The organism is Halomonas sp. CSM-2, from assembly GCF_002119345.1.
GTDB lineage: Bacteria > Pseudomonadota > Gammaproteobacteria > Pseudomonadales > Halomonadaceae > Vreelandella > Vreelandella janggokensis.
In genome coordinates, this window is sequence record NZ_NBYR01000002.1 from 175,547 (window position 1) to 197,287 (window position 21,741).

Below are 21,741 nucleotides of genomic sequence, written 5' to 3' on the forward strand. Positions count from 1 at the left end.
ACTGTGTCGGCTAGGTGGTCGCTTTGGCAAGCAACTTGAGCTTGCGGAAAAGCATGTAGCCCGCCAGGACTTTACGGCCACCTGCCAGCGCCCCTCGGGGATGACGAGCCAGGCGCAAGGCAATGATACCGCCGACGAAATAAGCAGGTATTTTAAAGCGTTGCCAATTGGAGTCGAGGGGGGATGCCGCCCGCAATAACTGATCACTGTCGACCAGAATATCCACACGCTGCCGCTCCAGCTCGGCTAACAGGTGCGCCTTTCGCTCTGCCCTGGAAAGCGGCTTGGTATCGGCACCTGGTGGCTTAGCGGGGGCGTTGATCGGACTCATTTTTTGCCTCCAGCAAGGCGCGGTCGGCGGCTAATTGGTTCAGCGTTTCTTTCAGCAAGGTGTGCTGTTTCGCTTGGCGAAGCGCTATCACGGCCAATGTAAAGCTGGCTACAATCAATACCAGAGCGCTTCCGCCAATAGCGGCAAGCCGGTAGGTATCCCAGAAAAGTACCACGACCAGTGCCACCAGCGTGGCGACACCAAGCAGTAGCAAAAGCAGACTGGCGCCAGCCAACAACATCAGCACAAGCAGTCGTGAGCGTTCTTCTTCCAGCTCTACTACCGCTAAACGCAAGCGCGTTTCACCGTTGGCGATCAGCGAGTTGAGTAAGCGTTTAGCGGCTGAAAAAACGCGTTGGGTAGGCCCCAAAGCCATTAGCGACGACCGATAAGCATACCGATGATAACGCCGGCCGCTGCACCGATTCCGATGCTGGTCCAGGGGTTTTCGTGGACATAGCGGTCGCAGGCATCAGCCTGGTGTGTCAGGGAATCGCGGGTGTCTTCATAAATACGCTCACCACGCGCTTCCAGGCGCTGACGGGTATCCTTGAGACGCTGTTCGGCGCGGGTGCGCAGGTCGCGCATTTCGCCGCTGGCGTCTTTCGAGGTGGCATTGACCAGTTCTTCGACGGTATCGCTCAGATGGCGCAGATCTTCTTTCAGTTGATCGGCCTGAGCGGTGCTTTCGTTTTGACGTTTAGCCATGATGTCTTCCTTTGACGGTTAATGAACAGCTATCAGCATAGCAGTCGCATAGTCACTGACAAGCGAATTGGCTATCGGTTCAGGCCGCTGGCGCTGAATAACGGGTTTAAACTGAACCCGATGCTCAAGCGATGCACGCGGTGATCGTAGTCAATCAGGCTTTCGCCGTAACCGTAGTAGTACTGCACGTGAGCGCGTAGAGAATTGAAGGCCGGCCAGCTGTAGTCGATTTGCGTTCCCATATTGCCAGCGCTGGGGTTCCCTCGCAGTTGGCCACTGACCTCATGGTTGTCATCGAGTCGTTTGGCGATACGAATGTCGCCGTACCCCATATAGCGGTCAATATCCGGGTTGTCGTCGTCGCCTTCGGATTCGGGAACCCGCCAGTGGGGCGCAAAGGTGACGGCCCAGTCGCCACTTTGAAAGATGCTCTCGAGATAGACTCGGTTCCAACTACGCGAGAACGGGTCCGAACGGCCGTTGGACTGATGGTTGACTGCGATACGGTTGCGGGTGTTGACCCAGCCCAAGGCCCCCCACGGTGCATCAATGTCAATAAACACTTCTGGCTCGTAGTTGGTCTCACGAAACGGCGAAGAGGCTTCTGTATTGAAGGCCTGCCACCAACTACGTTGGGTATAGCCAAAATAGACGTCGCCGTACTCGCCCCATAGTACATTCTCTGCCAGATTGACCTTGGCACTGAACTGGAACTTCAGTTCGGTGCTATCCGGTGAGGCATCTGAAGAGACACTTTTGAAGTTTTCGCGATTCTGTTTTTCATTATAGCTCACCGGAAATAGGTAGTTGGTCCGGTGCGTGGTAATCGAAAAGGGGTTGCGGCTGGATTCCTGTTCCAACTGACGCCGCTCGTTGAGATCTTCAATCGCGACTTCTTCAGGTGGTCGAATATCGCCAGTGTCCGTTTGACCCTCTTCTTCAAGCGCTTCGGCCTGCTGCAGTTGCTGGTGAAGCCGGGAGAGCTCATTGTTAAGCTCGCTAATACGCGCCTCAATATCCTCGCGGGTATTGGCGTGGGAGAAAGCGCTGAAGACGGTCAGGCCGCAAAGTAAAAAGAAGCTTTTTAGACGTCGGTGTCGAATGACCATCGATAACTCACATGGATAGGGTGGGGCACGTGCCTGTGCTTGAGCTGTTCTATCATGCTGACGACGTAAGTCAACTGTTATGATTGCGCCGCGACTGCCAACCCCCGACAATAGCCAAGCTCAATACTGATGCGTTAGCGAGGCATAGCGCTGTGGAGAAATTCGTCTTCCGTTTGGCAATGAAAGGGTTGTTGGTCCTGATGCTACTATTTTGTAGCGTTGCCTTGAAAGCGGCGACGGTGGACGATGTGCCCGACGAAGCCTCTCTCCAGGAACGGCTTGATCAGCTTGAATCTCAGGAAACATTAAACCCTCAGCAGGCGCTGGATCAACAAGCGTTGATCGCCGCATTGGAGGCTTACGAGCGGCTGGATGCCATCGAACAGCAGCTCGCGGAGCTGGAGGAGCGGGTAAGCCAGGCGCCTGATGCGCTGATTGCCGTCGAGCGTGAGCTCGCTGAGACTGAAGATAGCGATGACATGCCATCGATCGATGAGCTCAGCAACTTACCCTTGGCCGCACTGGAATCCGAGCAGGCAGAGGCGCTGACCCAGCTCCAGCAGCTTCAGAGCCAGCTTGCGGAAGTGAATTCGCAATTTCTGACGGCTCAAACGTTGCCCGAACGCGCCCAGCAATCCATGGCCGTAACGCTTGAGCGCATGGAGTCGCTGCGCCGTGACGCCACTGAACGTGAAACACTGCTGGGGGATCGTCAGCTATCCGCCCTGAATGATGCCCGCATGATTCAACTGCGTCTTGAGCGGGCCGTCGCCGATCGTGAGGTGGCTCTTTATCAGCGCCAGCTGAGCGCCAATGGACGGTTGCGTGATCTTGCCCAGCAGCGTCGGGACCTGTTGATGCTGAAAATTGATCAACAGGAGCAGCGGCTTAATTTGCTGCAAAACGTTATAGATAGGGAGCGACGGCTGGCATCAGAACAGGCGATTGCCGATGCTGCCCAGACAGATCCCCTGATTGCGGCTGGACACCCTGTTGTGGTGCAGGCTCAGCAGCGTAACCAATCGCTTAGTCTGGCTTTATTGCAGGCGGGTGAGCGGGATAACAGCCTGGTGCGCGACAATATCGATGCCCAGCGCCAGCTTGAACATGTGCGCCAACTACAGCGTAGTTTGAACGAGCAGATAGAGGCGATTCGCGGCAGCCAGTTGCTGTCACGGATACTACGCGAGCAGCGCCAGTCGTTGCCTAATGTCCAACCTCGTCGCGATTTGCAGGATGAGATTGCCGACTTGCGTCTCAAACAGTTCGATCTGGTTCGCCAGCGCGACCAGCTACGTCAGGCTGAGCAGTTGGCCAGGCAACGTCTCAAGGATGCCAATGTCGAACCGACTCCCGCGCTGATCAATACGCTGTCAAGGCTCTACCAGTCACGCCGCGAATTGGTCGATGAGCTTGAAGAGGTCTATGGACGGTTGCTAAGCGCTGCCGTCGAGCTACAGCTTAATCAACAGCAGTTGTTGGCCACTACCCAAGCGTTGCGCAGTACCATTGACGAGCAGTTGTTCTGGGTGGCCAATAGCCGACCACTGGACGTTAACTGGCTCCGGCAGTTACCTCAACATCTACGCATCGAGTGGCAGGAAGGCGAGTGGCGCGCTGCTTTGCCGAATCGCTGGCCGTCACCGGATTGGGAAATGTTGAGCGGTGTTCCTTTTTTTGCCGCTGGACTTTTGCTGGCCGTTCTACGCCGCCGGATCAAGAAGCGCCTGGCGACACTACACGGCCAAATTGGACGACTAAAGAGCGACACCCAGCTGCATACGCCCAGAGCCGTTTTTCTGAATGCCTTGCTGGCGATGCCAGGGCCGTTGGCACTGGCGGGAGTGGGGGTGGCACTGGGCGCTACCGAGAGTCTACTGTCGGCGAACCTGGCTCCTGCCTTATTGCAGTTGGCGTTGAGCTGGGTTGTTGTCGCCTGGGGGAGACGGCTGTTGGTGGCGGATGGCGTGGCCGAGCAACACTTTACCTGGTCGCCTGCTTATAACGCCCAACTGCGGCGTTTACTGGCGGGGCTAGGGGTGGCGCTGGTACCGGTGATTGCCATTTCAACACTGGCCGACAATCTTCAGACGCCGCTCGCCCAGCGGCCGGTTGCCATGGGACTGTTAACCTTGGGGCTGCTGGCAATGAGCGTGTGCTTGGCCAGGTTGATCCTGGCCCATGTGCCCATTTTTGGCGTTCGCCTGTTTCGCCTGCTACTCGGTTTGGCCATGTCGGCAGTGCCTATCGTCTTGCTGGGGCTGGTGGTATGGGGATATGAATACACGGCGCTGAGGCTGGTGGGTCGCTTTGTTGCCACGCTCTACCTACTGGGCTTGTGGGTGGTGGTAGAAGCCACAGGGGTGCGTAGTTTGGCCGTGGCGGCAAGGCGCCTGGCTTATCGGCGTGCACTGGCAAGGCGACGCGCCCAGGTTCAGGAGGGTGCCGAAGGCGGTCTGGAAGTCGTAGAAGAGCCGCCGCTGGACATGGAGCAGATCAATACTCAGTCGCTACGCCTTTCCAAAATGATTTTACTGGTTGCCTTCAGTGGCTTGCTGTATCTGGTCTGGGCAGACCTGCTCTCAGTGCTGAGCTATCTGGACCAGGTATCGCTATGGGAGAACACCGATGGCGAATTGGTCGATAGTGCGCTGTCGATTTCCGACCTGTCGGGTGCCCTGCTGGTGGTGGCACTGACGTTTATTCTGGCGCGCAATCTGCCAGGGCTGCTGGAGGTCATGGTGCTTTCCCGCCTGACGTTAAAACAGGGCAGTGCCTATGCGATCACTTCCTTGCTGTCGTACACCATTGTCGGGACCGGTATCGTGTCGGCCTTGGGCACGCTGGGCGTGTCATGGGACAAATTACAATGGCTGGTAGCGGCCTTGAGTGTGGGCCTGGGGTTTGGGCTGCAGGAGATCTTTGCCAACTTTATCTCCGGTCTGATTATCCTGTTCGAACGCCCCATCCGGATTGGCGATACCATCACCCTGGGTAATCTGCACGGCACGGTGAGCCGTATTCGCATACGTGCGACGACCGTGACCGATTTTGATCGCAAAGAGATCATCATTCCCAATAAAACCTTCGTGACCGATCAATTGATCAACTGGTCGCTCTCCGACAACGTGACCCGCGTGGTGCTGACCTACGGCGTGGTCCATGGCTCAGATCTGGCGACGGTACACCGCTTGTTGCGCCAAGCGGCGGATGAAAATGTCCGTGTGCTTGCCGATCCCGAGCCGCAGGTATTCTGCATGAGCTATGGGCCCCATAGCCTCAACTTTGAACTGCGTATCTTTGTCAACGATCTGCTGGATCGACTGTTTGCCGCCGATGAGATCAATTGCCGGGTGGATGCGCTGTTCCGCGAAGCGGGCGTACGCATTGCCTTTGAGCAAATGGATGTCTGGCTGCACCGGGCGTCGGGGGAGTCGGTGAAAGTGGAAACGCTAAAGCCGTCTCCGGGAACTTCCAATGACTAGTCGGTTTTTTGCGCGTAAAGCAGAAACTCGCGGTTACCGTCGCCGCCGGTAATCGGACTGATTTGCCAATGTTGGACGGTGAACCCCAGTGACTGGCATGCTTTCCTTAAGCGTTCCTCAACGTCATGATAATTCGCGTCATCGCGGACCACGCCGCGTTTGTCCAGTGCTTTCGGTGTCAGCTCGAACTGCGGTTTCACCAGAGAAATTAGCCGTCCGTGGCGCGGCAGCAGGGCGGCTATTTCAGGCAGGATCAAGGTTTGCGAAATAAACGATACGTCCATGACCGCCAAATCGACGGGGTGCTCGGCGAGCGCCTGTTGCAGGGTCTTTTCCCCGCGCATGGCGCGGGCATTGATGCCTTCCAGACAGGTGATCCGTGGATCGTTTCTAAGGCGTGCATCTAACTGGCCATGGCCGACTTCGACACCAATCACGTGGCGCGCGCCGGCTTGCAAGGCACAGTCGCTGAACCCCCCGGTTGACTGGCCGACGTCGAGGACACCCAGTCCGTCGAGTCGGAGCTCAAGTGCGTCAAGCATGGCCTCCAGCTTGAGGCCGGCACGTGATACGAAGCGCTCCTCAGGGTCCGGGGCAACGTACAGGCGGGTATCTTCGGGCCACTTTTCGCTGGGTTTGGTGAGTGCCTGCGTCGTCTCATCAAGCGAGACACGGCCATTGCGGATAAGGCGCTGAGCGCGGGTGCGCGAGCTCGTCAGCCCCTGGCTGACGAGCAGTTGGTCAAGTCGCATCATGTGTCGTTGGGTGGGGTGTGGTAAGGGCCTTCGTTGGCTTGCAGCTCTGTGGCGGGTAGCCGTTCGGCCCCCCAGCTTTGCTGCAGGTAACGTTTAACGGTATCGAGCTCGTCTTCGGTGACTGTCGCCAGTTCACCGCGTTCAAGCGGGTCAAAGTGATAAATATACAGCCGCGAAACAAATTGCGAAAACGGCAGCGAGGCTTCGCCGAAGCGTTCGCCGTGCCCCGCGGTGCTGACTTTTACACCATCCCCCCAATCCTGACCGCTATCGTTATTGGGATTGTAAAAATAAATACGCATCACGTCGTTAGGATCAAGTGAGGCGCGCAGGATGGTGATGGCGTGCCAGCCAATGAAACGGGCGGCGCTGTCGGTGACGGCAATACCGGCAGGCTGCGGATGAATCAGTGGCTGGTTGCCATTGTAGTAAGGGTGGTAGCAGGCGTAGAAGTGACGAATAAAATCATTCAAGTCGACTAATTTGCCGGTAGCCACATCGACATTGATACGAAAGCCGCGGCCTGACCACCAGCCGTGAAATTCCGGATTCACCCAGCGGTGGGGGTCGCCTTCACGGCTAATGCAACGTCGACCCATTTCGGCGTAGATACGGTCCAGATGCGGCACCACAATCAATGAAACGGGGTCAAGGTCTATCGGTAGCTCCGAAGCCACGCCCGATAAACTCGCCATCGAAGAGATGGCCTGGCCTTCGAAGTGCATGATGATCTCGTCATCCCGTGCGGCCCAGGTGACCATCTGCAACAAGTAGTCCGGGTCATTGTAAGCCCACATTGATAACGCGCGGGCCGACTGACAGGTCGGGTTATTGCCCTGACCAACACCTAACGGCAAGCCCAGCATGCACAGCACGCCTTCCAGCAGGCGAGCCCTTGGCGACGCTATCTCGCCATAGGCAATATTCAGGCGTGCCTGAGACCATTCGGAAAGAGGCAGGTTGAGCTGGCGCCACATGGCCGGTGCCACCGGGGGCTGGTAAAGAATCCCTCGCTCGAGCATCAGGGCCAGCCCGTAGACGGCCTGGGCCGTGGCTGGATATACGCTGCCGCGAATCAGTGCATGAACCAGCTCGCGGTAACACAGCAGGCAATCACGGCCGGTTGACGAGAGCCCGAAGGCTTCAGACACCAGATGATCACCCTCTTCGAGCAAGTGACGCAGCAGGACCGCGTGGTAGGGCGATACCAGCCCGGTGTCGTGCATGGCTCGTGCAAACCCGGTTGCTTCAGCCTGTAGAGCCGATTGGTCCATGCCATCCAGCCGCTCGCGGTAGATATCAATGCCTGGGTCTTCGCGACACGCCTGGGTTGGCCCGAAGAGCGAGCTTACCAGCCTGTCGGCCCCCTGGCCGCTGGCCCCCAGGTCGATCTCGGGGTTTGCCTGGCACAGGGAGATTTGGGTAATCATCTGTTTGATGGAATCGACCTGAATGGGGCGCTGCTTGAGAATGCGCCATATTTCGTCAATCAACTGGTCGATGATGTGTTCGTAACCAATCCGTTCCGCCAGATACTGGAAGAGTTGGCGTGGAATAACGGCCAGGCGTCCCTGCTGTTCACGCTCAGCTTCGCTTGGCGCGGTAAACAGCAGCCATAGATTGATGGCGATGACCTGGGTCAGGTAGTGATGCGAAAATTCTTCCGATACCAATGGGTGCGCATAACCACCTTTTGCCACGGCGAGTAAACGAATCTCGCTGAGCGTCTCGATGACCACCACGTTGGGGTCGGTGCTTTTAAGTGCAAACGTGGTCAGGGTTGGCACCAGATACTGGGGGGTTTCCCAGTCGGAACCCAAGAAGACGCCCGCCGCCTCAAATGCTTGCGCACGCTGCTCGAGCGCTTGGGCGCCGCCGTCCAGCATTAAAAGTTCGCGTGCTGTGTCCAAGACGCGGGGTAGTTCCGCTGGTTTTGATAACGCAGGCGCTTGCGACAGCAGGTGCACGGCGTCGTCAAAATTGGTCAGCAGCCCGTTAAATTTATCGTCTTGCGTCGCTGGCTGTTGATCGGTGGTCACGATGACTCCTTGTCCCGGGTGAGCGGGGATTATACATAGAAGTCGAGATCTTCTTGATGTTTTAGTAGATCGCGAAGCGAATGTGCATTCTCACCCTTAAAGTAGACCAGACCGCAGTGGGTACCAAGCGGGATACTTTGGGTGATGGCACTGAAGCACCAGCCAGGAAGATCGCTATTGCTCCTGTTTGGGCCCTTTGCATGGGTGATTGCTTCTGGATGAAGGACAAAAAAGTCAAACAGACTTGACTACCCTACACACAAGCGGAGGTTTCGGCCATGGAAGGGTTGTCCGAACGGCAAACGCTTGCATACGGGAATATGTTAAGCTTCACCGCTAAATTAACGTTCCAGCGGCAAGAGGAAAAGGCCAAGATGGCGGCCAAGCCAATTTACCGAGTGGTGGTGCACCAGCAGGGTGAAATTTGGGATTTATACGTGCGCGAGATATTCCAAAGCGAACTCTGGGGCTTTATTGAAGTCGAGGAGTTTGTCTTTGAAGATTCCTCGAGGGTAGTAATCGACCCTGCGAGCGAAAAATTGCAGCGCACCTTCGAAGGCGTGAAGCGAAGTTACCTCCCGCTCAACGCGATCGTGCGCATTGATGAAGTGGAGCGTGAGGGACCTTTGAAAGCCGTTAAAAGCGACGCGCAGGTGGCGGAGTTTCCTCGTCCGTTTTCACTCCCACCGCGCGGAGATTAGACACGTTAGCGCTGCCGAAGGGCAGTGACTTAATCAGGACATTACGTCATGCAGATAGCTCAATTTTGTCATCGTTACCGGGCGGTTGCCGCCGGTGTATTAGTCAGTGTGTGGTGTGTCAATGGGGTGGCCCAGCCGGAAAATGAGGCCTGGGTAAGTGATGAGCTTTCAACCTATGTACGCAGTGGCCCCACGGATGGCTACCGCATTGTGGGGACGCTGAATGCCGGCGAGCAGGTTGAGGTGCTTGAAACCAGCGGCGACTACACCCGCGTGCGCGGTGATGGCGGCGATACCGTATGGATTTTGAGCGATGAGCTCCAGGAAACGCCCAGTGCCACCGAACAGCTGCCAGAACTCGAGTCACGGGTGGCCGCGCTTACCGATGAGTTAGACGGTATCAACGAAGAATGGGAGCAGCGCGTGGCCACCATGCGCGATACCTTGGAAGCACGTCAGCAGCGCATTGATGAACTGGAAACGCGTAACGACCAACTGAGCAGTAATGTCGATGAGTCGAGCGAGCAAGTGCGCGCCCTGCAAGCACGGCTTGATACCCAGGAAGAGGACCTGCTGCTGCGCTACTTCATGTATGGCGGAGGCGTCGCCGGTGCTGGCCTGGTTGTCGGTCTTATCGTGCCTCACCTGCCACGTCGGCGTAAAAAACGCGATCGCTGGTTTTAATGGGCGTATGAGCGACCAAAAATGACGGATCTCTGGCGAGCCCGGTGGCAGGAGGGGCGTATTGGCTTTCATTTGCCCCAACCCCACCCCGCGCTGACACATTACTGGCCATCGCTTGGCGTGCCTGACCGCGCCAAGGTACTGGTTCCCCTCTGCGGTAAAACGCTGGATATGCGTTGGCTTGCTGAAGCGGGGCATCCAGTGCTGGGTGTTGAGCTGGCGCCTGAGGCAATCGAGCAGTTTCTTGCCCAGTCATCGACTCCGGTATCGCGTTATCAACAGGCGGGGTTCAACATCAGCCGCCAAGGCAATATCGAGTTGTGGTGCGGCGATTTTTTTCACTTGCACATTCAGCAGGCAAGCGAAATCGGCGCGTTTTACGACCGCGCCGCGCTAATCGCCCTGCCCGAAGCGACGCGCCAGCGTTATGCGTTTCATCTTGCCCAACTGACGCCGCCGGGGGCCAAAGGGCTGCTGGTGAGTGTGGCACACCAGGGAGAGGGCGGGGGCCCTCCTTACAGCGTCCCGCATGAGGAAGTCGAGGCACTGTTGACGCCCAATTTCCGGTTGTCGCTGTTGGAAGAGACCGAGCCGGATGCGCGCGGGATAACGGAAACCGTTTGGCATTTAGTGCGTCGAGGGCCGCTGGAACCATAAAAACCTCTGACGCACTAACGTAATGGTCAAAGGGGTTAGCGGGCCAGCAGTTGGCCAAGGTCCTGGTCACTGAAGGCGCGATTCAGCGCATCGCTTAGTAGGTCGTTAACCATTCGCGTATTGGTATCCTTGTCGGGCTTGACCGCATACTCCTGAGTGCGCCTGGAGGTGTAGGTACCCGTGTAGGTGGTGCCGTCATTGCGCGCGATGGCGCGTAACACGCCTTCAATCCGAGCTTCGTCGATCAATGGCTGGTCGCTGTTGCCCTGCACATAGGTAAGGCTTGCCAGTTCCAGCGTCAGGCTGGGACGCCCGTCGGCGGCTTGCCGGGTGGGCGTGAAGCCCATATCGGCGACTGCCCGCTCGGCTTCCTGCTGCAAGCGTGGGATGATTTCATGGCTGTTGACGGTGATTTTCGCGGTCGACATGCCACCGCCTGCACGGTTGCCGATCACTTCGCTGTCACGACCATCCTGCGCCAGGACAGTCACTTCCTGCCCCTGACCGACTGAAGGTACGTTGGCGGTGCGTTCCGGGGAAAGCTGCAGGTAGTGGGGGCTGGCACAGCCCGCAAGCCACACAGTGGCCAGCAAGGAGGCAGATAAAGTGAGCAAATGACGCCGTAGCATGGAGTTCTCCGCTGTTGTTGAAACTGTCATCAGAGCGTCAGTATAACGCTGGTAGTGCGCCAGCGGTATGATCAGACGATGCGGGTTTGCCAAGTTGTTTTTAACCGCTGACTGTGAGCCACTCTCGGCAGTGCAAAGCTGGCTTCGCTCCATGGACACCAACCAGGCGTTGTGATGACGTATACCGATCTATTTGAAAATGACGAAATGAAGTTGATTAACCTCTTGCCGCAGGACGGCGAAGCCTATTACCACGGAAAAATCCTGGATGCTGGCGCGGCGGATCGTTATCTGGAGCAATGTATTGATCAACTGAGCTGGGCGCATGATCGTGCGTTCATGTTTGGCAAAGAGATCGTGACCCAGAGGAAGATGGCCTGGTACGCGGATGAGCCCGTCTCCTATACGTACTCCGGGCATACCAGGACGGCGTTGATGTGGCCTGACGTCTTGCGCGAGATTAAGCAGCGGGTGGAAAGCAGCAGTGGCGATATCTTCAATTCGTGCCTGTGTAATTTTTACAGCTCGGGCGATGAAGGCATGGGGTGGCACAGCGATGGCGAAAAAGAGCTGGTTGAAGAGGGGGCGATCGGGTCGTTGACGCTAGGCAGTGCCAGAAAATTCTCGTTTAAACATAAAGTCACCGGCGAACGGGTGTCGCTGAGCCTTGAGCACGGCAGCTTGTTGATAATGAAAGGCAGTACCCAGAAAAACTGGCTACATAGCCTGCCCAAAACCAAAAAAGTCTCTGATCCGCGGGTCAATTTGACCTTCAGGCAGATGCGTTTCTGAGGCTTGAGTCAGAAAACATAATCCTGTTATTGACGTCGGTTGCCCCGTCCGGGGCAGCCGACGGACTGTGCAACTCACTATGCGACTTGAGTTTTCGCCATCGTGTTTTCTGTTGCGTCGGGGAAGCGTCGCCAATGCCTCGGGTGGGCGTAAAGCCGCTGGCCGCGGCGTAATCCCAGCCGGTTGAAATCGGCGTGGCGCACCGTTGCCAGCCAGGGCTTTGCCAGCCAGTCGGCTTCCAGTTCCACCCGGACTTCGGCGCCCACGGGGGAAATCGCGGTGATCGTCACTGGCAGGTGGCTCTCCGGGGCGGGCTGCTCGGCCAGGCGAATCTCATGGGGCCGCAGCAACAATTCTTCGTCGCCATCCGGCAGGTCCACCGCCAGGTGCGCGTCGCCGCAGGTAAGCGTGCCGTTGTGTACCTTGCCTTCCAGGTAATTGACGTCGCCGAGAAACTCAAACACAAAGCGGTTCTGGGGTGCCCGGTAGAGGGTTTCCGGCGTATCGATCTGCTCAATACGCCCGTTGCTCATTACAACGACGCGGTCAGAGAGCTCAAGGGCTTCCTCCTGATCGTGGGTCACAAACACGCTGGTGAAGTTAAACTCTTCGTGTAGATGACGCAGCCAGCGGCGCAACTCCTGGCGTACTTTGGCATCGAGCGCGCCAAACGGCTCGTCAAGCAGTAGAACATCCGGCTCGACGGCGAGCGCACGGGCCAGTGAAACGCGCTGTTGCTGGCCACCGGAGAGCTGCGCCGGGTAGCGGTGGGCAAAGGCTTCGAGTTTGACCATTTCAAGCAGCCGATACACCCGGGCCCGAATGTCCTGGGCAGAGGGCCGCTTCGCACGCGGCATGACAGTCAAGCCAAACGCGACGTTGTCGTAGACGCTCATGTGGCGGAACAAGGCGTAATTTTGAAACACGAAGCCAATCCGCCGGTCACGGACATGCACGTGGGTGACATCGCGCTCGCCGAATAAAATCTTGCCGGGCGTCGGTGTTTGGTCGGCGTTTTCAAGCCCTGCAATGATGCGTAGCAGGGTGGTTTTACCCGAGCCGGAAGGACCTAGCAGACCAACCAGTTCGCCTTCCTGGATATCCAGATTGATCGGTTCCAGCGCTTGAGTCGCGCCAAAGTGCTTGGCGATATTGTGTAAGCGAATGCTCATGCAAATGCCTCCCGGCGCGACGAGCGCCATTCCAGCCCGGCCTTGGCGGCGAGCGTCAGTAGGGCAATCAATGCGAGTAGAGCCGCGCAGGCAAAAGCCCCCACGGCGTTATAATCCTGATAAAGCTGCTCAAGGTGCAGGGGCAGGGTGTTGGTCTGGCCACGAATCGCCCCGGATACCACCGAGACGGCTCCAAACTCACCCACCGCGCGGGCGTTGGTGAGAATGATGCCGTAAAGTAGTGCCCATCGGATGTTGGGCAGGGTAACGCGCCGAAACGTCGTCCATCCCGATGCACCGAGCGTTACGGCCGCCTCTTCTTCACGTGAGCCCTGGGCCTGCATCAAGGGGATCAGTTCCCGGGCAACAAAGGGGCAGGTGACAAAGATGGTCACCATCAGGATCCCCGGCCAGGCGAACATCAACTGAATATCGTAGCTGTCCAGCCAGCCGCCGATCCAGCCGTTGCGCCCGTATAGCAGCAGGTAGATAAGCCCGGCGACGACGGGAGATACCGCGAACGGTATATCGATTAACGTTTGTAGCAGTCGACGGCCAGGAAAGCTGAAGCGCGTCACCAGCCAGGCAAGTGCCACCCCGAACACCAGGCAGACCGGAATTGTCAGCAGGGCAATACCCAGCGTCAGGCCGATTGCGTGCAGGGTGTAAAAGTCACTGACGTTTGACCAGAACACGCTGACACCCTGCGAGAAGGCCTGAGCGAAAATGGCGACCAGCGGCAGCAGTAGAAATAGCCCCGATAGGCCCACCGCCGCTGCAATCAGCAGGCGGCGGATCAGTGGTGCATCCCCAATTCGACGCATTACCCCTTACCTCCATGCAAGCGACGAATAAAGCGCCCCTGCCAGACATTGATCGCAAGCAACAGGGTCAGCGAAACAAACAGCACCACCGAGGCGATTGCCGAAGCCCCCGCGTAGTCGTACTCCTGCAGCTTGACGAAAATCATCAGCGCGGTGATCTCGGTTTCGTAAGGCATATTGCCAGCGATAAAGATAATGGCGCCGAATTCGCCGAGTGAGCGCACAAACGCAAGCCCCGTGCCAGTGACCAGCGCCGGCCATAAGTGGGGCATGATGACCCGACGAAACGCGACACCGTCAGTGGCGCCCAGTGACATCGCCGCCTCGTCGACTTCAGCGGGCATGTCCTCCAGTACGGGTTGTACCGTGCGGACCACAAACGGGATGCTGGTGAACGCCATGGCCAGAGCAATACCGACCCAGGTGTAGGCAACCTGAAATCCCAGTGACTCCAGCCAGCCGCCCATCCAGCCACTGCTCGCGTAGAGCGTTGCCAGGGTAATGCCAGCCACCGCTGTAGGTAAGGCGAAGGGCAAATCCATCAGCGCGTCGAGCAGCCGCTTGCCGGTGAAGTCATAGCGGACCAGCACCCAGGCCAGCAGCAGGCCAAAGACGGCATTGACCAACGCCGCGAGGGCGGCCGCCCCAATGGTCACCATGTAACTGGCGACGACACGGCCTTCAGTGATGATTGCCCAGTATTCAGCGAAGCTCAGTCCGGCGAGTTGGCCAAACAGCCCGGTAATGGGCAGCAGCAGTACCAGCGAGATAAACAGTACGCTGATACCCATGGAAAGACCAAAACCCGGCAGCACGCGCGCGCTGCCGGAGTGTCGAAGGGCGAAGTGGCTCATGGCTCAGTCCGGCGAATTAGAGAATTAGCGGCGCTGAAGTTGGTCCAGCATGCCGCCACCTTCAAAGTGCGTTTCCATCGCTTCTGGCCAGCTACCGAAAACATCTTCAACTTTCAGCAGGTCGGTTTCGGGGAACTGATCGGCAAATTCCTCGACCACCGCCTCATGGTGCACACGGTAGTTGAAGCCTGCCAGCAGCCGCTGGGTGTCCTCACGGTAGAGATATTCCAGATAGCTTTGCGCCAGGTCGCTGTTACCGTTTCGCTCAGCGTTTTCGCCCACGACGGCCACGGGGAACTCAGCAAGGATGCTGGTAGGCGGCACGATTACTTCGTAATCATCGCTGCCATATTCCTTGCGAATGTTATTCACCTCGGACTCGAAGCTGATCAGCACATCGCCGATCTCACGTTCGATAAAGCTGGTCGTCGCGCCGCGACCGCCGGTGTCGAAGACCTCCACGTTGGCGAGGAAGGTACGCATGAAGTCCTGAATCTGCTCTTCGTCGCCGTCAAATTGCTCGTCGGCAAAGCCCCAGGCGGCCAGGTAGGTATAGCGGCCGTTGCCCGACGTTTTCGGGTTGGGGAAAACGATTTCAACGTCTTCGTTCACCAGGTCGTCCCAGTTTTCGATGTCCTTGGGGTTATCCTTGCGCACCAAAAACGCCGTGGTGGAGTAGTAGGGCGAGGCGTTGTTGTCCAGCGCCTCCTGCCAGTCTTCATCAACCAGGCCCGCCTCAGCGAGGACGTTGACATCGGTCACCTGGTTGAACGTCACGACGTCAGCTCGCAACCCTTGCATGATGGCGCGTGCCTGGGCAGATGAACCGCCGTGGGATTGGCTGACCTCAACGTCTTCACCGTGTTCTTCTGCCCACCAGGCTTCAAACTTGGGGTTGATCTCGGCAAACAACTCCCGGGCAATATCGTAGGAGGAGTTCAGCAGTTCGCGTTCCTGGGCAATGGCAGGGCTTGAAAGCGTGGCGCCGATAGCCAACGCCAAGACGCTACGACGGAAAACGACAAATGACATTCTAAGCTCCTTAATAACTTAGCCAGTGTTGGCAATCTGGTATTGATAATATAGTTAGCAAGCTTAAACCTGTGATTGTGGAATTACAATTCTGTTTTATATTCTTTTTTAGAATATATGTTAAAGACAATACCTGACAAACCCCGCTGCGCGACGCTTCTGGTAACATGCAACCCCTTGAATGCGGTAATGGCCGTTGTTTACTCACTTTGGTAAAGCAGGATTGTTGATATGACCGCTGCGCGTGATTGCTTAATTGCTCCCTCGATTCTTTCCGCCAACTTCGCCCGCCTGGGAGAGGAAGTGGACAATGTGCTCGCGTCAGGAGCGGATATCGTCCACTTCGATGTCATGGATAACCACTATGTGCCCAATCTCACCATCGGGCCGATGGTCTGCAAGGCATTACGCCAACACGGCGTGACAGCGCCCATTGATGTGCATCTGATGGTCAAGCCAGTGGATCGAATGATCAGCGATTTTATCGAGGCGGGGGCCAGCTATATTACCTTTCACCCGGAAGCCTCCGAGCACATTGACCGCTCGCTGCAGCTGATACGCGACAGCGGCTGCAAAGCCGGGCTGGTATTCAACCCCGCAACGCCGCTTTCCTATCTCGATTACGTCATGGATAAGGTCGACATGGTGCTGCTGATGAGCGTCAACCCCGGTTTTGGCGGGCAGTCGTTCATCCCTGGTACGCTGGATAAACTGCGCGATGCGCGCGCGAGGATTGATGCGTCAGGGCGCGCGATCCGCCTCGAAGTCGACGGTGGCGTCAAGGCCGATAACATAGCCGATATCGCCGCTGCCGGGGCGGATACCTTCGTCGCCGGGTCGGCGATCTTTAATGCCCACCAGCAAAGTGACCCGCACGGCTATGATTCCGTAATTCGGCAGTTGCGCGAAGCGATTGCCAGTGCCTGATTTAAATGCTTGGTTTAATTGATTAATGCAGCTTCATGCGGGGTTTCAGGTAACGATTGAGCTTATCGACCAGCCAGGCAAGGCCGGTTTTGGGCGCGCCGTGGATCGATAGCTGGTGCATTCGGTAGAGCGACGCGTAGGCACGGCGTGCCAGCCAACCCTCCAGGAATAGCCCGCGTGATGCAGAGCTGCGCATCAGGCTGCCGACGGCATCGTAACGGGCAAGGGACACCAGCGAGCCGTGATCCCGGTAGCGAAAATCGGCGAGCGGTTTGCCTTCCAGCTGATTGACCAGGTTCTTGACCAGGTGTTTGGCCTGCTGGTGAGCGGCCTGGGCACGCGGGGGTACGGCGCTGTCGTCCCCCTGCGGGCAGTCGGCACAGTCGCCCAGGGCAAAAATCGCCGGATCATCGACGCTTTGAAGCGTTTTAGCGACCTTGATCTGGTTTTTGTTATTGGTCGAAAGTCCCTGCTCCGCGAGAAACGGCGGTGCCTTGATGCCCGCCGCCCAGACGTTGAGGTCGGTCTCGATCACGTCATCGTCGCCGGTAACCAGACAGCTAGCCTGGGCCTCTTTGATCGCAGTCCCCACGTGGACCGTGACGCCCATGTCTTCCAGCTCTTGCTGAACGGTCTGGCTGATGCGTTCGGACAGGCCCGGAAGCAATCGCGGTGCGGCCTCGAGCAGGTGCACGCTGATTTGCTGGTGGTCGGTGGCGGTCACCCCGTAGGCATTGAGCATCCTTGAGGCGTCAAACAGTTCGGCGGCCAGTTCCACCCCGGTAGCGCCACCGCCCACTATACCGATGGTCAGTTGGGGATGCTGGCGCAGCGATGGGTCCGTGTAGCGCAGGAAGGTATTGATCATATCGCGCTGAAACGCCTTGGCTTGCTGGGGCGAATCGATAAAATGGCAGTGCTCGGCGACCCCTGGCGTGCCAAAGTCGTTGGATACGCTGCCAAGGGCCATGACCAGGTAGTCGTAGCCTAGCTGTCTTGCGGGGAGAACCTCCTCGCCTTGTTCATCCACAATGGGGGCCAGGTGCAGCTGCTTGGCCTGGCGATCAATGCCGGACAGCGAGCCACGCTGGTAGCGATAATGATGCGCCGACGAATGACCGCGGTAATCCACTTCGTCCATGCTGGAGTTCAGTACCCCGGTGGCCAATTCGTGCAGCAACGGCTTCCAGACGTGGGTTGTATTACGGTCAAGCAAGACAACATTGGCGCGCTCAGGCTTGCCAAGCTTACGTCCCAATTGAGTTGCCAGGGCCAGTCCGCCGGCACCGCCGCCAACGATCACGATGGTGGGAAGGCTCATGTCTTACTCCTTGACTGAAATAAGACTCAGCATAGAGGTTTCTTGCGGTAGTGACGAATGTAAGCTGCGTTTCATATAGCAAAGCCGGTCTCAGGGCGCGTCCTGGAGCCAGCTTTAGGTGATTTTTAAGTAGAAAGGATGGTCACTTGCACCCACTTCTTCACGGCAAGCGTATGATTGCCTTCGACCTCGATGGCACGCTCATCGATTCGGTTCCCGATCTAACGGTCGCGGTAGCCCATGCGCTGGCCGACCAGAAATTGACAATGCCAGCGTCAGATAACGTTCGCGACTGGGTTGGAAACGGCGCTGCCGTGCTGGTTGAGCGGGCATTAACCTGGACGCTGGGCACGCCACCCGATGCCCGGCTTTTTGAGCGTGCTTACGCGGGGTTTTTACACCATTATGCGGCGGCCCCCAATCAGTTGACCACCTTATATCCTCACGTCGGGCAAGCACTGACGGCGCTCCGCGAAGCAGGCTATATCCTGGTGCTGATCACCAATAAGCCAGAGCGCTTTATTGCGCCTATTTTGGACCACTTCGAGTTGAACGCCTGCTTTAATCTGTGCCTGGGCGGTGATTCCCTGGCTGAGAAGAAGCCTTCCCCGTTACCGCTGCTGTACGCTGCTAACGCCTGCGGTGTGCCCCCCGGCGATTGCGTGATGGTGGGGGATTCACGACATGATATCGCAGCGGGTAAAGCCGCTGGTTTTACCACCCTGGCGTTGCCCTATGGCTATAATCACGGCGAACCGATCAGCCACAGCGATCCTGATGCCGTACTGACGTCACTCGCCGAGATGATCACCTGATATGAAGCTGCCAGGCTCCTAGTCTTCTTCTCTGGCACCACCCAGGGTGGCATGCAACTGTTCGGCGTTGTGGCGCAGCATGTCCGCGTAGCTGGATGCCGGTCCGTCACCGCCGCTGAGGGCGTCCACGTAGAGTGGCCCCGCCAGGGGAAGACCGACATAACGTGCCTGGGCGTCCATGTGAATCTTTGGTGTGGTGCTCTCGAAAAACAGGCCGGGTGGTCGCTTCTCGGCCAGCCTTGCCTGCAGGCGGGCCATCGCGGCCGGGGTCCCCAGAGTTTCGTGATTGACGCCCCACAAAGCGTCGTACTCGAACGCGTAGGCGTCGGCGAAGTAGGCAAGGCCTGCTTCACTGGTCACAAGCGTTCGGTTCGTCTGGGGAATGCCGCCCAGGCGCTCTTCAATATCGGCATCGAGCTCTTTCAGTGTCTGCTTGAGATCCGCGGCGCGTTGATCGAACGCGTCAGCATGGTCCGGTGCATGTTTTGACAGGGTATCGGCGATAACGTCCACATAAGCAGCGGCGCCCTCGGGGGCCATCCACATGTGGGGGTTCGCGTAGCCTTGATAGCGACCAGAGGTAAGCGGCAGCGCAGGGTAATCTGCATTTTCGGCCAAGGCCACCATGGGCAGATCATTTTCCACAATGGCTTTTACATCGCGCAGCCAGGGCTCTAATTCCAGGCCGTTGTAAAACACGAGATCGGTTTCTTCCAATGCCAGCACATTGGGCGGGGTAAGCTCCCAACGATGGACGTCTTCGTCGGCAGGAACGATCACATCCACGCTTGCAGCGTCACCCGCCACTCGCTTGACCAGATCAGCGATCACCGAAAATGACACCACCACCCGAAGCGGGGTTTGCGCCGTTGTCGAGGGGCTGGCGATCATCAATGCCAGCAAGAGCAGCCCCCATTTCATGACATTGTTACGCATCCCACGCTCCTGACTCTCTTGAAAAGCGACTGATAATAAAGATTGTTCTACCGCGATACCAGTTCCCGTTAGCTGGGAGGCGTCCCGCAAACGCTACGTGACCACTGCGCTGGCAACTTATACCTTAACAGCATAGCGTGTTCCTGTGGGTGGCCCGGCGTCAACGTCTCCTGGTCGCCTTCTAAACCCCTGCAATGACGCACCGGGTTGGGGTATCATCGTGGTAAAGCAGTTGTTACTGATCGTTTTACCTAAAGGGTCGACAGCCAATGGCAAAGGTGAAGGTCGCCAAGCGCGTCCTTATGCTGGACAATTACGATAGCTTTACGTTTAACATCGTTCAGTATCTGGTCGAGTTAGGCGCTGAGGTCGTGACCCATCGTAATGACGAGATCACCATTGAGCAGATGGCGGCACTCTCGCCAACCCATCTGGTTATATCGCCAGGCCCCTGTACGCCCAATGAGGCCGGAATTTCCCTGTCGGCCATTGAACATTTTGCCGGCACGCTGCCGATATTGGGGGTGTGTCTCGGGCATCAGGCCATTGGACAGGTCTACGGCGGCCATGTGGTGCGCGCCCCAGAGGTCATGCATGGCAAAACCTCAGCGGTAGAGCATGATAACCAAGGGGTGTTTACCGGCTTGGATAACCCGTTGGAAGTGACCCGTTACCATTCATTGGTGGTGGATAAGCAACGCTTGCCCGACTGCCTGGAGATAACCGCATTGACCGCTGATGACGATGTTACGCCAGGGGTTATCATGGGCTTGCGACACCGCGAACTCGATGTCGAAGGCGTTCAGTTTCACCCTGAATCCATCCTTACCCGTCAAGGTCATGCGCTACTGGCCAACTTTTTACAACGCGGCTGACCGCCGGAAATACAGCTTTAGGGGCTTTCCTGTTCATGCAAATGCGAGACGCAATTAACGCGGTGATGCGCCGCGAAGACCTCTCTTTCGATGCCATGCACGCGCTGATGCGCCAGATCATGACCGGTGAAGCGTCCGATGCCCAGATTGGCGGTCTGCTGGTGGGGCTTGCCATGAAAGGCGAGAGTGCAGTTGAAATTAGTGCTGCCGCCCAGGTAATGCGAGACTTGATGAAGCGGGTTGAATTGGATGCCGACAACATCGTGGATATCGTCGGCACCGGCGGCGATGGCGCCAACCTGTTTAACGTCTCCACTGCCGCCAGTTTTGTCGCTGCCGCTGCTGGCGCCCATGTGGCCAAGCACGGCAACCGCAGCGTTTCATCGTCGTCTGGCAGTGCCGACCTTTTCGACGTGGCGGATATTTACCTCGACCTGAAGCCTGAGCAGGTTGCCCGCTGTATCGAGCAAGTAGGTGTCGGTTTCATGTTTGCCCCCAACCACCACCCAGCGATGCGCCATGCCATTGGCCCACGCCGTGAAATGGGCGTGCGCACGCTGTTCAATATTCTGGGGCCGCTGACCAACCCGGCCAGCGCGCCCAATCAAGTGTTGGGTGTCTATGCGCCGTCGCTGGTGCCGCTGATGGCGGAAGTGCTGAAGAAGCTTGGCAGTCGCCACGTGCTAGTCGTGCATTCCGAAGACGGCCTGGATGAAATTTCGTTGGCCGCCCCGACCCAGGTGGCAGAGCTTAAGGACGGCGAGATTGCCCAGTACACCATTAATCCCGAGGACTTCGGCATCGAGCGCCAGAGTCTGGCTACGCTCAAGGCCACCAGCGCGGAAGATAGCTTGCGGCTGGTGAAAGCGGCGCTGAGTGGTGACGGTGCGGCGGCGGACATGGTCGCGCTGAATGCAGGTGCGGCCCTGTATTGCGCGGGCGTGGCGGATAGCTTGAAAGAGGGCGTGATGTTGGCTCAGGATGCCCAGGCCTCCAAATTACCGCTTGAAAAGCTAAAAGAATTGTCCCACTTCACCAGCGTTTTCAAGCAGTAGGCGCTTAAACAAACTATGTTTAAAAAAGATTAATTTTAAT

Annotated in this window: 22 protein-coding genes; 9 read left to right on the forward strand and 13 right to left on the reverse strand. The window is 57.4% G+C overall.

Annotation, left to right across the window (positions count from 1 at the left end):
• Nucleotides 1-10: 10 nt before the first annotated feature.
• The 4 genes from B7L15_RS02320 to B7L15_RS02335 all read right to left on the reverse strand — a co-directional run bounded on the left by B7L15_RS02320 (nucleotide 11) and on the right by B7L15_RS02335 (nucleotide 2,148).
• Nucleotides 11-331, reverse strand: a complete 321-nt coding sequence (locus B7L15_RS02320) for a YqjK family protein (protein WP_085917436.1) — start codon at nucleotides 329-331, stop codon at nucleotides 11-13.
• Nucleotides 306-707 (reverse strand): phage holin family protein, encoded by a 402-nt coding sequence (locus tag B7L15_RS02325; protein WP_085917437.1) that lies wholly within the window; start codon nucleotides 705-707, stop codon nucleotides 306-308. The genes B7L15_RS02320 and B7L15_RS02325 overlap by 26 nt, the downstream gene beginning before the upstream one ends.
• Nucleotides 707-1,039 (reverse strand): DUF883 family protein, encoded by a 333-nt coding sequence (locus B7L15_RS02330; protein WP_085917438.1) that lies wholly within the window; start codon nucleotides 1,037-1,039, stop codon nucleotides 707-709. The genes B7L15_RS02325 and B7L15_RS02330 overlap by 1 nt, the downstream gene beginning before the upstream one ends.
• A gap of 71 nt (nucleotides 1,040-1,110) precedes the next feature.
• Nucleotides 1,111-2,148, reverse strand: coding sequence for a phospholipase A (locus tag B7L15_RS02335; RefSeq protein WP_085917439.1), 1,038 nt, complete (start codon nucleotides 2,146-2,148; stop codon nucleotides 1,111-1,113).
• 152 nt (nucleotides 2,149-2,300) lie between these two features.
• On the opposite strand from B7L15_RS02335, the gene mscK reads away from it, so the two are divergent.
• The gene (mscK, locus tag B7L15_RS02340) at nucleotides 2,301-5,633 is read left to right on the forward strand and encodes a mechanosensitive channel MscK (protein WP_254902832.1); all 3,333 of its coding nucleotides are present in this window, start codon (nucleotides 2,301-2,303) and stop codon (nucleotides 5,631-5,633) included.
• Here the strand turns inward: mscK and B7L15_RS02345 are convergent.
• Entirely contained in the window at nucleotides 5,630-6,388 is a 759-nt protein-coding gene (locus B7L15_RS02345; RefSeq protein ID WP_085917441.1) for a TlyA family RNA methyltransferase, read from the reverse strand. The two genes, mscK and B7L15_RS02345, sit on opposite strands and share 4 nt — an antisense overlap.
• Nucleotides 6,385-8,427, reverse strand: a complete 2,043-nt coding sequence (locus B7L15_RS02350) for a hypothetical protein (RefSeq protein ID WP_085917442.1) — start codon at nucleotides 8,425-8,427, stop codon at nucleotides 6,385-6,387. Before B7L15_RS02350 ends, B7L15_RS02345 begins: the two co-directional genes overlap by 4 nt.
• 374 nt (nucleotides 8,428-8,801) lie before the next feature.
• Between B7L15_RS02350 and B7L15_RS02355 the strand changes: the two genes are divergently transcribed.
• The 3 genes from B7L15_RS02355 to B7L15_RS02365 are packed head-to-tail and all read left to right on the forward strand — an operon-like array spanning nucleotide 8,802 to nucleotide 10,469.
• Nucleotides 8,802-9,128 (forward strand): DUF1820 family protein, encoded by a 327-nt coding sequence (locus tag B7L15_RS02355; RefSeq protein ID WP_085917523.1) that lies wholly within the window; start codon nucleotides 8,802-8,804, stop codon nucleotides 9,126-9,128.
• 48 nt (nucleotides 9,129-9,176) lie between these two features.
• Nucleotides 9,177-9,812, forward strand: coding sequence for a TIGR04211 family SH3 domain-containing protein (locus B7L15_RS02360; protein WP_085917443.1), 636 nt, complete (start codon nucleotides 9,177-9,179; stop codon nucleotides 9,810-9,812).
• 21 nt (nucleotides 9,813-9,833) lie between these two features.
• On the forward strand, nucleotides 9,834-10,469 hold the full coding sequence (locus B7L15_RS02365) for a thiopurine S-methyltransferase (RefSeq protein WP_085917444.1): 636 nt from the start codon (nucleotides 9,834-9,836) through the stop codon (nucleotides 10,467-10,469).
• Between the two features lie 35 nt (nucleotides 10,470-10,504).
• Here the strand turns inward: B7L15_RS02365 and B7L15_RS02370 are convergent, their stop codons facing one another.
• Nucleotides 10,505-11,098, reverse strand: coding sequence for a YajG family lipoprotein (locus B7L15_RS02370; RefSeq protein WP_085917524.1), 594 nt, complete (start codon nucleotides 11,096-11,098; stop codon nucleotides 10,505-10,507).
• Nucleotides 11,099-11,272: 174 nt separating this feature from the next.
• On the opposite strand from B7L15_RS02370, the gene B7L15_RS02375 reads away from it, so the two are divergent.
• Nucleotides 11,273-11,890 (forward strand): alpha-ketoglutarate-dependent dioxygenase AlkB family protein, encoded by a 618-nt coding sequence (locus B7L15_RS02375; RefSeq protein ID WP_085917445.1) that lies wholly within the window; start codon nucleotides 11,273-11,275, stop codon nucleotides 11,888-11,890.
• 77 nt (nucleotides 11,891-11,967) lie between these two features.
• On the opposite strand, the gene B7L15_RS02380 is transcribed toward B7L15_RS02375, so the two are convergent.
• From B7L15_RS02380 to cysP, 4 genes are read right to left on the reverse strand one after another with little or no spacing between them, the layout of a single operon-like run.
• Nucleotides 11,968-13,062, reverse strand: coding sequence for a sulfate/molybdate ABC transporter ATP-binding protein (locus tag B7L15_RS02380; RefSeq protein ID WP_085917446.1), 1,095 nt, complete (start codon nucleotides 13,060-13,062; stop codon nucleotides 11,968-11,970).
• Nucleotides 13,059-13,886 carry a sulfate ABC transporter permease subunit CysW gene (gene cysW, locus B7L15_RS02385; RefSeq protein WP_085917447.1) on the reverse strand — a complete coding sequence of 276 codons (828 nt, stop codon included), beginning with the start codon at nucleotides 13,884-13,886 and terminating at the stop codon, nucleotides 13,059-13,061. The genes B7L15_RS02380 and cysW overlap by 4 nt, the downstream gene beginning before the upstream one ends.
• Entirely contained in the window at nucleotides 13,886-14,740 is an 855-nt protein-coding gene (gene cysT / locus B7L15_RS02390) for a sulfate ABC transporter permease subunit CysT (RefSeq protein ID WP_085917448.1), read from the reverse strand. Before cysT ends, cysW begins: the two co-directional genes overlap by 1 nt.
• Nucleotides 14,741-14,764: 24 nt before the next feature.
• The gene (gene cysP / locus B7L15_RS02395; RefSeq protein WP_085917449.1) at nucleotides 14,765-15,772 is read right to left on the reverse strand and encodes a thiosulfate ABC transporter substrate-binding protein CysP; all 1,008 of its coding nucleotides are present in this window, start codon (nucleotides 15,770-15,772) and stop codon (nucleotides 14,765-14,767) included.
• Between the two features lie 231 nt (nucleotides 15,773-16,003).
• Here cysP and rpe point away from each other — a divergent pair, with 231 nt between their 5' ends.
• Nucleotides 16,004-16,699 carry a ribulose-phosphate 3-epimerase gene (rpe, locus tag B7L15_RS02400; protein ID WP_085917450.1) on the forward strand — a complete coding sequence of 232 codons (696 nt, stop codon included), beginning with the start codon at nucleotides 16,004-16,006 and terminating at the stop codon, nucleotides 16,697-16,699.
• Nucleotides 16,700-16,721: 22 nt separating this feature from the next.
• Here rpe and B7L15_RS02405 read toward each other — a convergent pair whose 3' ends face one another.
• Nucleotides 16,722-18,020, reverse strand: coding sequence for an NAD(P)/FAD-dependent oxidoreductase (locus B7L15_RS02405; protein WP_085917451.1), 1,299 nt, complete (start codon nucleotides 18,018-18,020; stop codon nucleotides 16,722-16,724).
• Between the two features lie 146 nt (nucleotides 18,021-18,166).
• On the opposite strand from B7L15_RS02405, the gene B7L15_RS02410 reads away from it, so the two are divergent.
• Nucleotides 18,167-18,835 carry a phosphoglycolate phosphatase gene (locus B7L15_RS02410; RefSeq protein ID WP_254902833.1) on the forward strand — a complete coding sequence of 223 codons (669 nt, stop codon included), beginning with the start codon at nucleotides 18,167-18,169 and terminating at the stop codon, nucleotides 18,833-18,835.
• An 18-nt stretch (nucleotides 18,836-18,853) separates the two neighbouring features.
• On the opposite strand, the gene B7L15_RS02415 is transcribed toward B7L15_RS02410, so the two are convergent.
• A complete protein-coding gene (locus B7L15_RS02415) occupies nucleotides 18,854-19,771 on the reverse strand; it encodes a metal ABC transporter solute-binding protein, Zn/Mn family (RefSeq protein ID WP_085917453.1) in 918 nt (305 codons plus the stop codon).
• A 269-nt stretch (nucleotides 19,772-20,040) separates the two neighbouring features.
• Between B7L15_RS02415 and B7L15_RS02420 the strand changes: the two genes are divergently transcribed.
• On the forward strand, nucleotides 20,041-20,646 hold the full coding sequence (locus B7L15_RS02420; RefSeq protein ID WP_085917454.1) for an anthranilate synthase component II: 606 nt from the start codon (nucleotides 20,041-20,043) through the stop codon (nucleotides 20,644-20,646).
• A gap of 35 nt (nucleotides 20,647-20,681) precedes the next feature.
• Complete coding sequence (gene trpD, locus B7L15_RS02425) at nucleotides 20,682-21,701, forward strand: anthranilate phosphoribosyltransferase (protein ID WP_085917455.1); 1,020 nt, start codon at nucleotides 20,682-20,684, stop codon at nucleotides 21,699-21,701.
• The last annotated feature ends 40 nt before the right edge of the window (nucleotides 21,702-21,741 follow it).

What these genes read in the sequence shown, in the direction of transcription:
- B7L15_RS02320 (WP_085917436.1), bottom strand. Translation starts at nt 331, where the DNA reads ATGAGTCCGATCAACGCCCCCGCTAAGCCACCAGGTGCCGATACCAAG.
- B7L15_RS02325 (WP_085917437.1), bottom strand. Translation starts at nt 707, where the DNA reads ATGGCTTTGGGGCCTACCCAACGCGTTTTTTCAGCCGCTAAACGCTTA.
- B7L15_RS02330 (WP_085917438.1), bottom strand. Translation starts at nt 1,039, where the DNA reads ATGGCTAAACGTCAAAACGAAAGCACCGCTCAGGCCGATCAACTGAAA.
- B7L15_RS02335 (WP_085917439.1), bottom strand. Translation starts at nt 2,148, where the DNA reads ATGGTCATTCGACACCGACGTCTAAAAAGCTTCTTTTTACTTTGCGGC.
- B7L15_RS02345 (WP_085917441.1), bottom strand. Translation starts at nt 6,388, where the DNA reads ATGATGCGACTTGACCAACTGCTCGTCAGCCAGGGGCTGACGAGCTCG.
- B7L15_RS02355 (WP_085917523.1), top strand. Translation starts at nt 8,802, where the DNA reads ATGGCGGCCAAGCCAATTTACCGAGTGGTGGTGCACCAGCAGGGTGAA.
- B7L15_RS02360 (WP_085917443.1), top strand. Translation starts at nt 9,177, where the DNA reads ATGCAGATAGCTCAATTTTGTCATCGTTACCGGGCGGTTGCCGCCGGT.
- B7L15_RS02365 (WP_085917444.1), top strand. Translation starts at nt 9,834, where the DNA reads ATGACGGATCTCTGGCGAGCCCGGTGGCAGGAGGGGCGTATTGGCTTT.
- B7L15_RS02370 (WP_085917524.1), bottom strand. Translation starts at nt 11,098, where the DNA reads ATGCTACGGCGTCATTTGCTCACTTTATCTGCCTCCTTGCTGGCCACT.
- B7L15_RS02375 (WP_085917445.1), top strand. Translation starts at nt 11,273, where the DNA reads ATGACGTATACCGATCTATTTGAAAATGACGAAATGAAGTTGATTAAC.
- B7L15_RS02380 (WP_085917446.1), bottom strand. Translation starts at nt 13,062, where the DNA reads ATGAGCATTCGCTTACACAATATCGCCAAGCACTTTGGCGCGACTCAA.
- cysW (WP_085917447.1), bottom strand. Translation starts at nt 13,886, where the DNA reads ATGCGTCGAATTGGGGATGCACCACTGATCCGCCGCCTGCTGATTGCA.
- cysT (WP_085917448.1), bottom strand. Translation starts at nt 14,740, where the DNA reads ATGAGCCACTTCGCCCTTCGACACTCCGGCAGCGCGCGCGTGCTGCCG.
- cysP (WP_085917449.1), bottom strand. Translation starts at nt 15,772, where the DNA reads ATGTCATTTGTCGTTTTCCGTCGTAGCGTCTTGGCGTTGGCTATCGGC.
- rpe (WP_085917450.1), top strand. Translation starts at nt 16,004, where the DNA reads ATGACCGCTGCGCGTGATTGCTTAATTGCTCCCTCGATTCTTTCCGCC.
- B7L15_RS02405 (WP_085917451.1), bottom strand. Translation starts at nt 18,020, where the DNA reads ATGAGCCTTCCCACCATCGTGATCGTTGGCGGCGGTGCCGGCGGACTG.
- B7L15_RS02415 (WP_085917453.1), bottom strand. Translation starts at nt 19,771, where the DNA reads ATGCGTAACAATGTCATGAAATGGGGGCTGCTCTTGCTGGCATTGATG.
- B7L15_RS02420 (WP_085917454.1), top strand. Translation starts at nt 20,041, where the DNA reads ATGGCAAAGGTGAAGGTCGCCAAGCGCGTCCTTATGCTGGACAATTAC.
- trpD (WP_085917455.1), top strand. Translation starts at nt 20,682, where the DNA reads ATGCAAATGCGAGACGCAATTAACGCGGTGATGCGCCGCGAAGACCTC.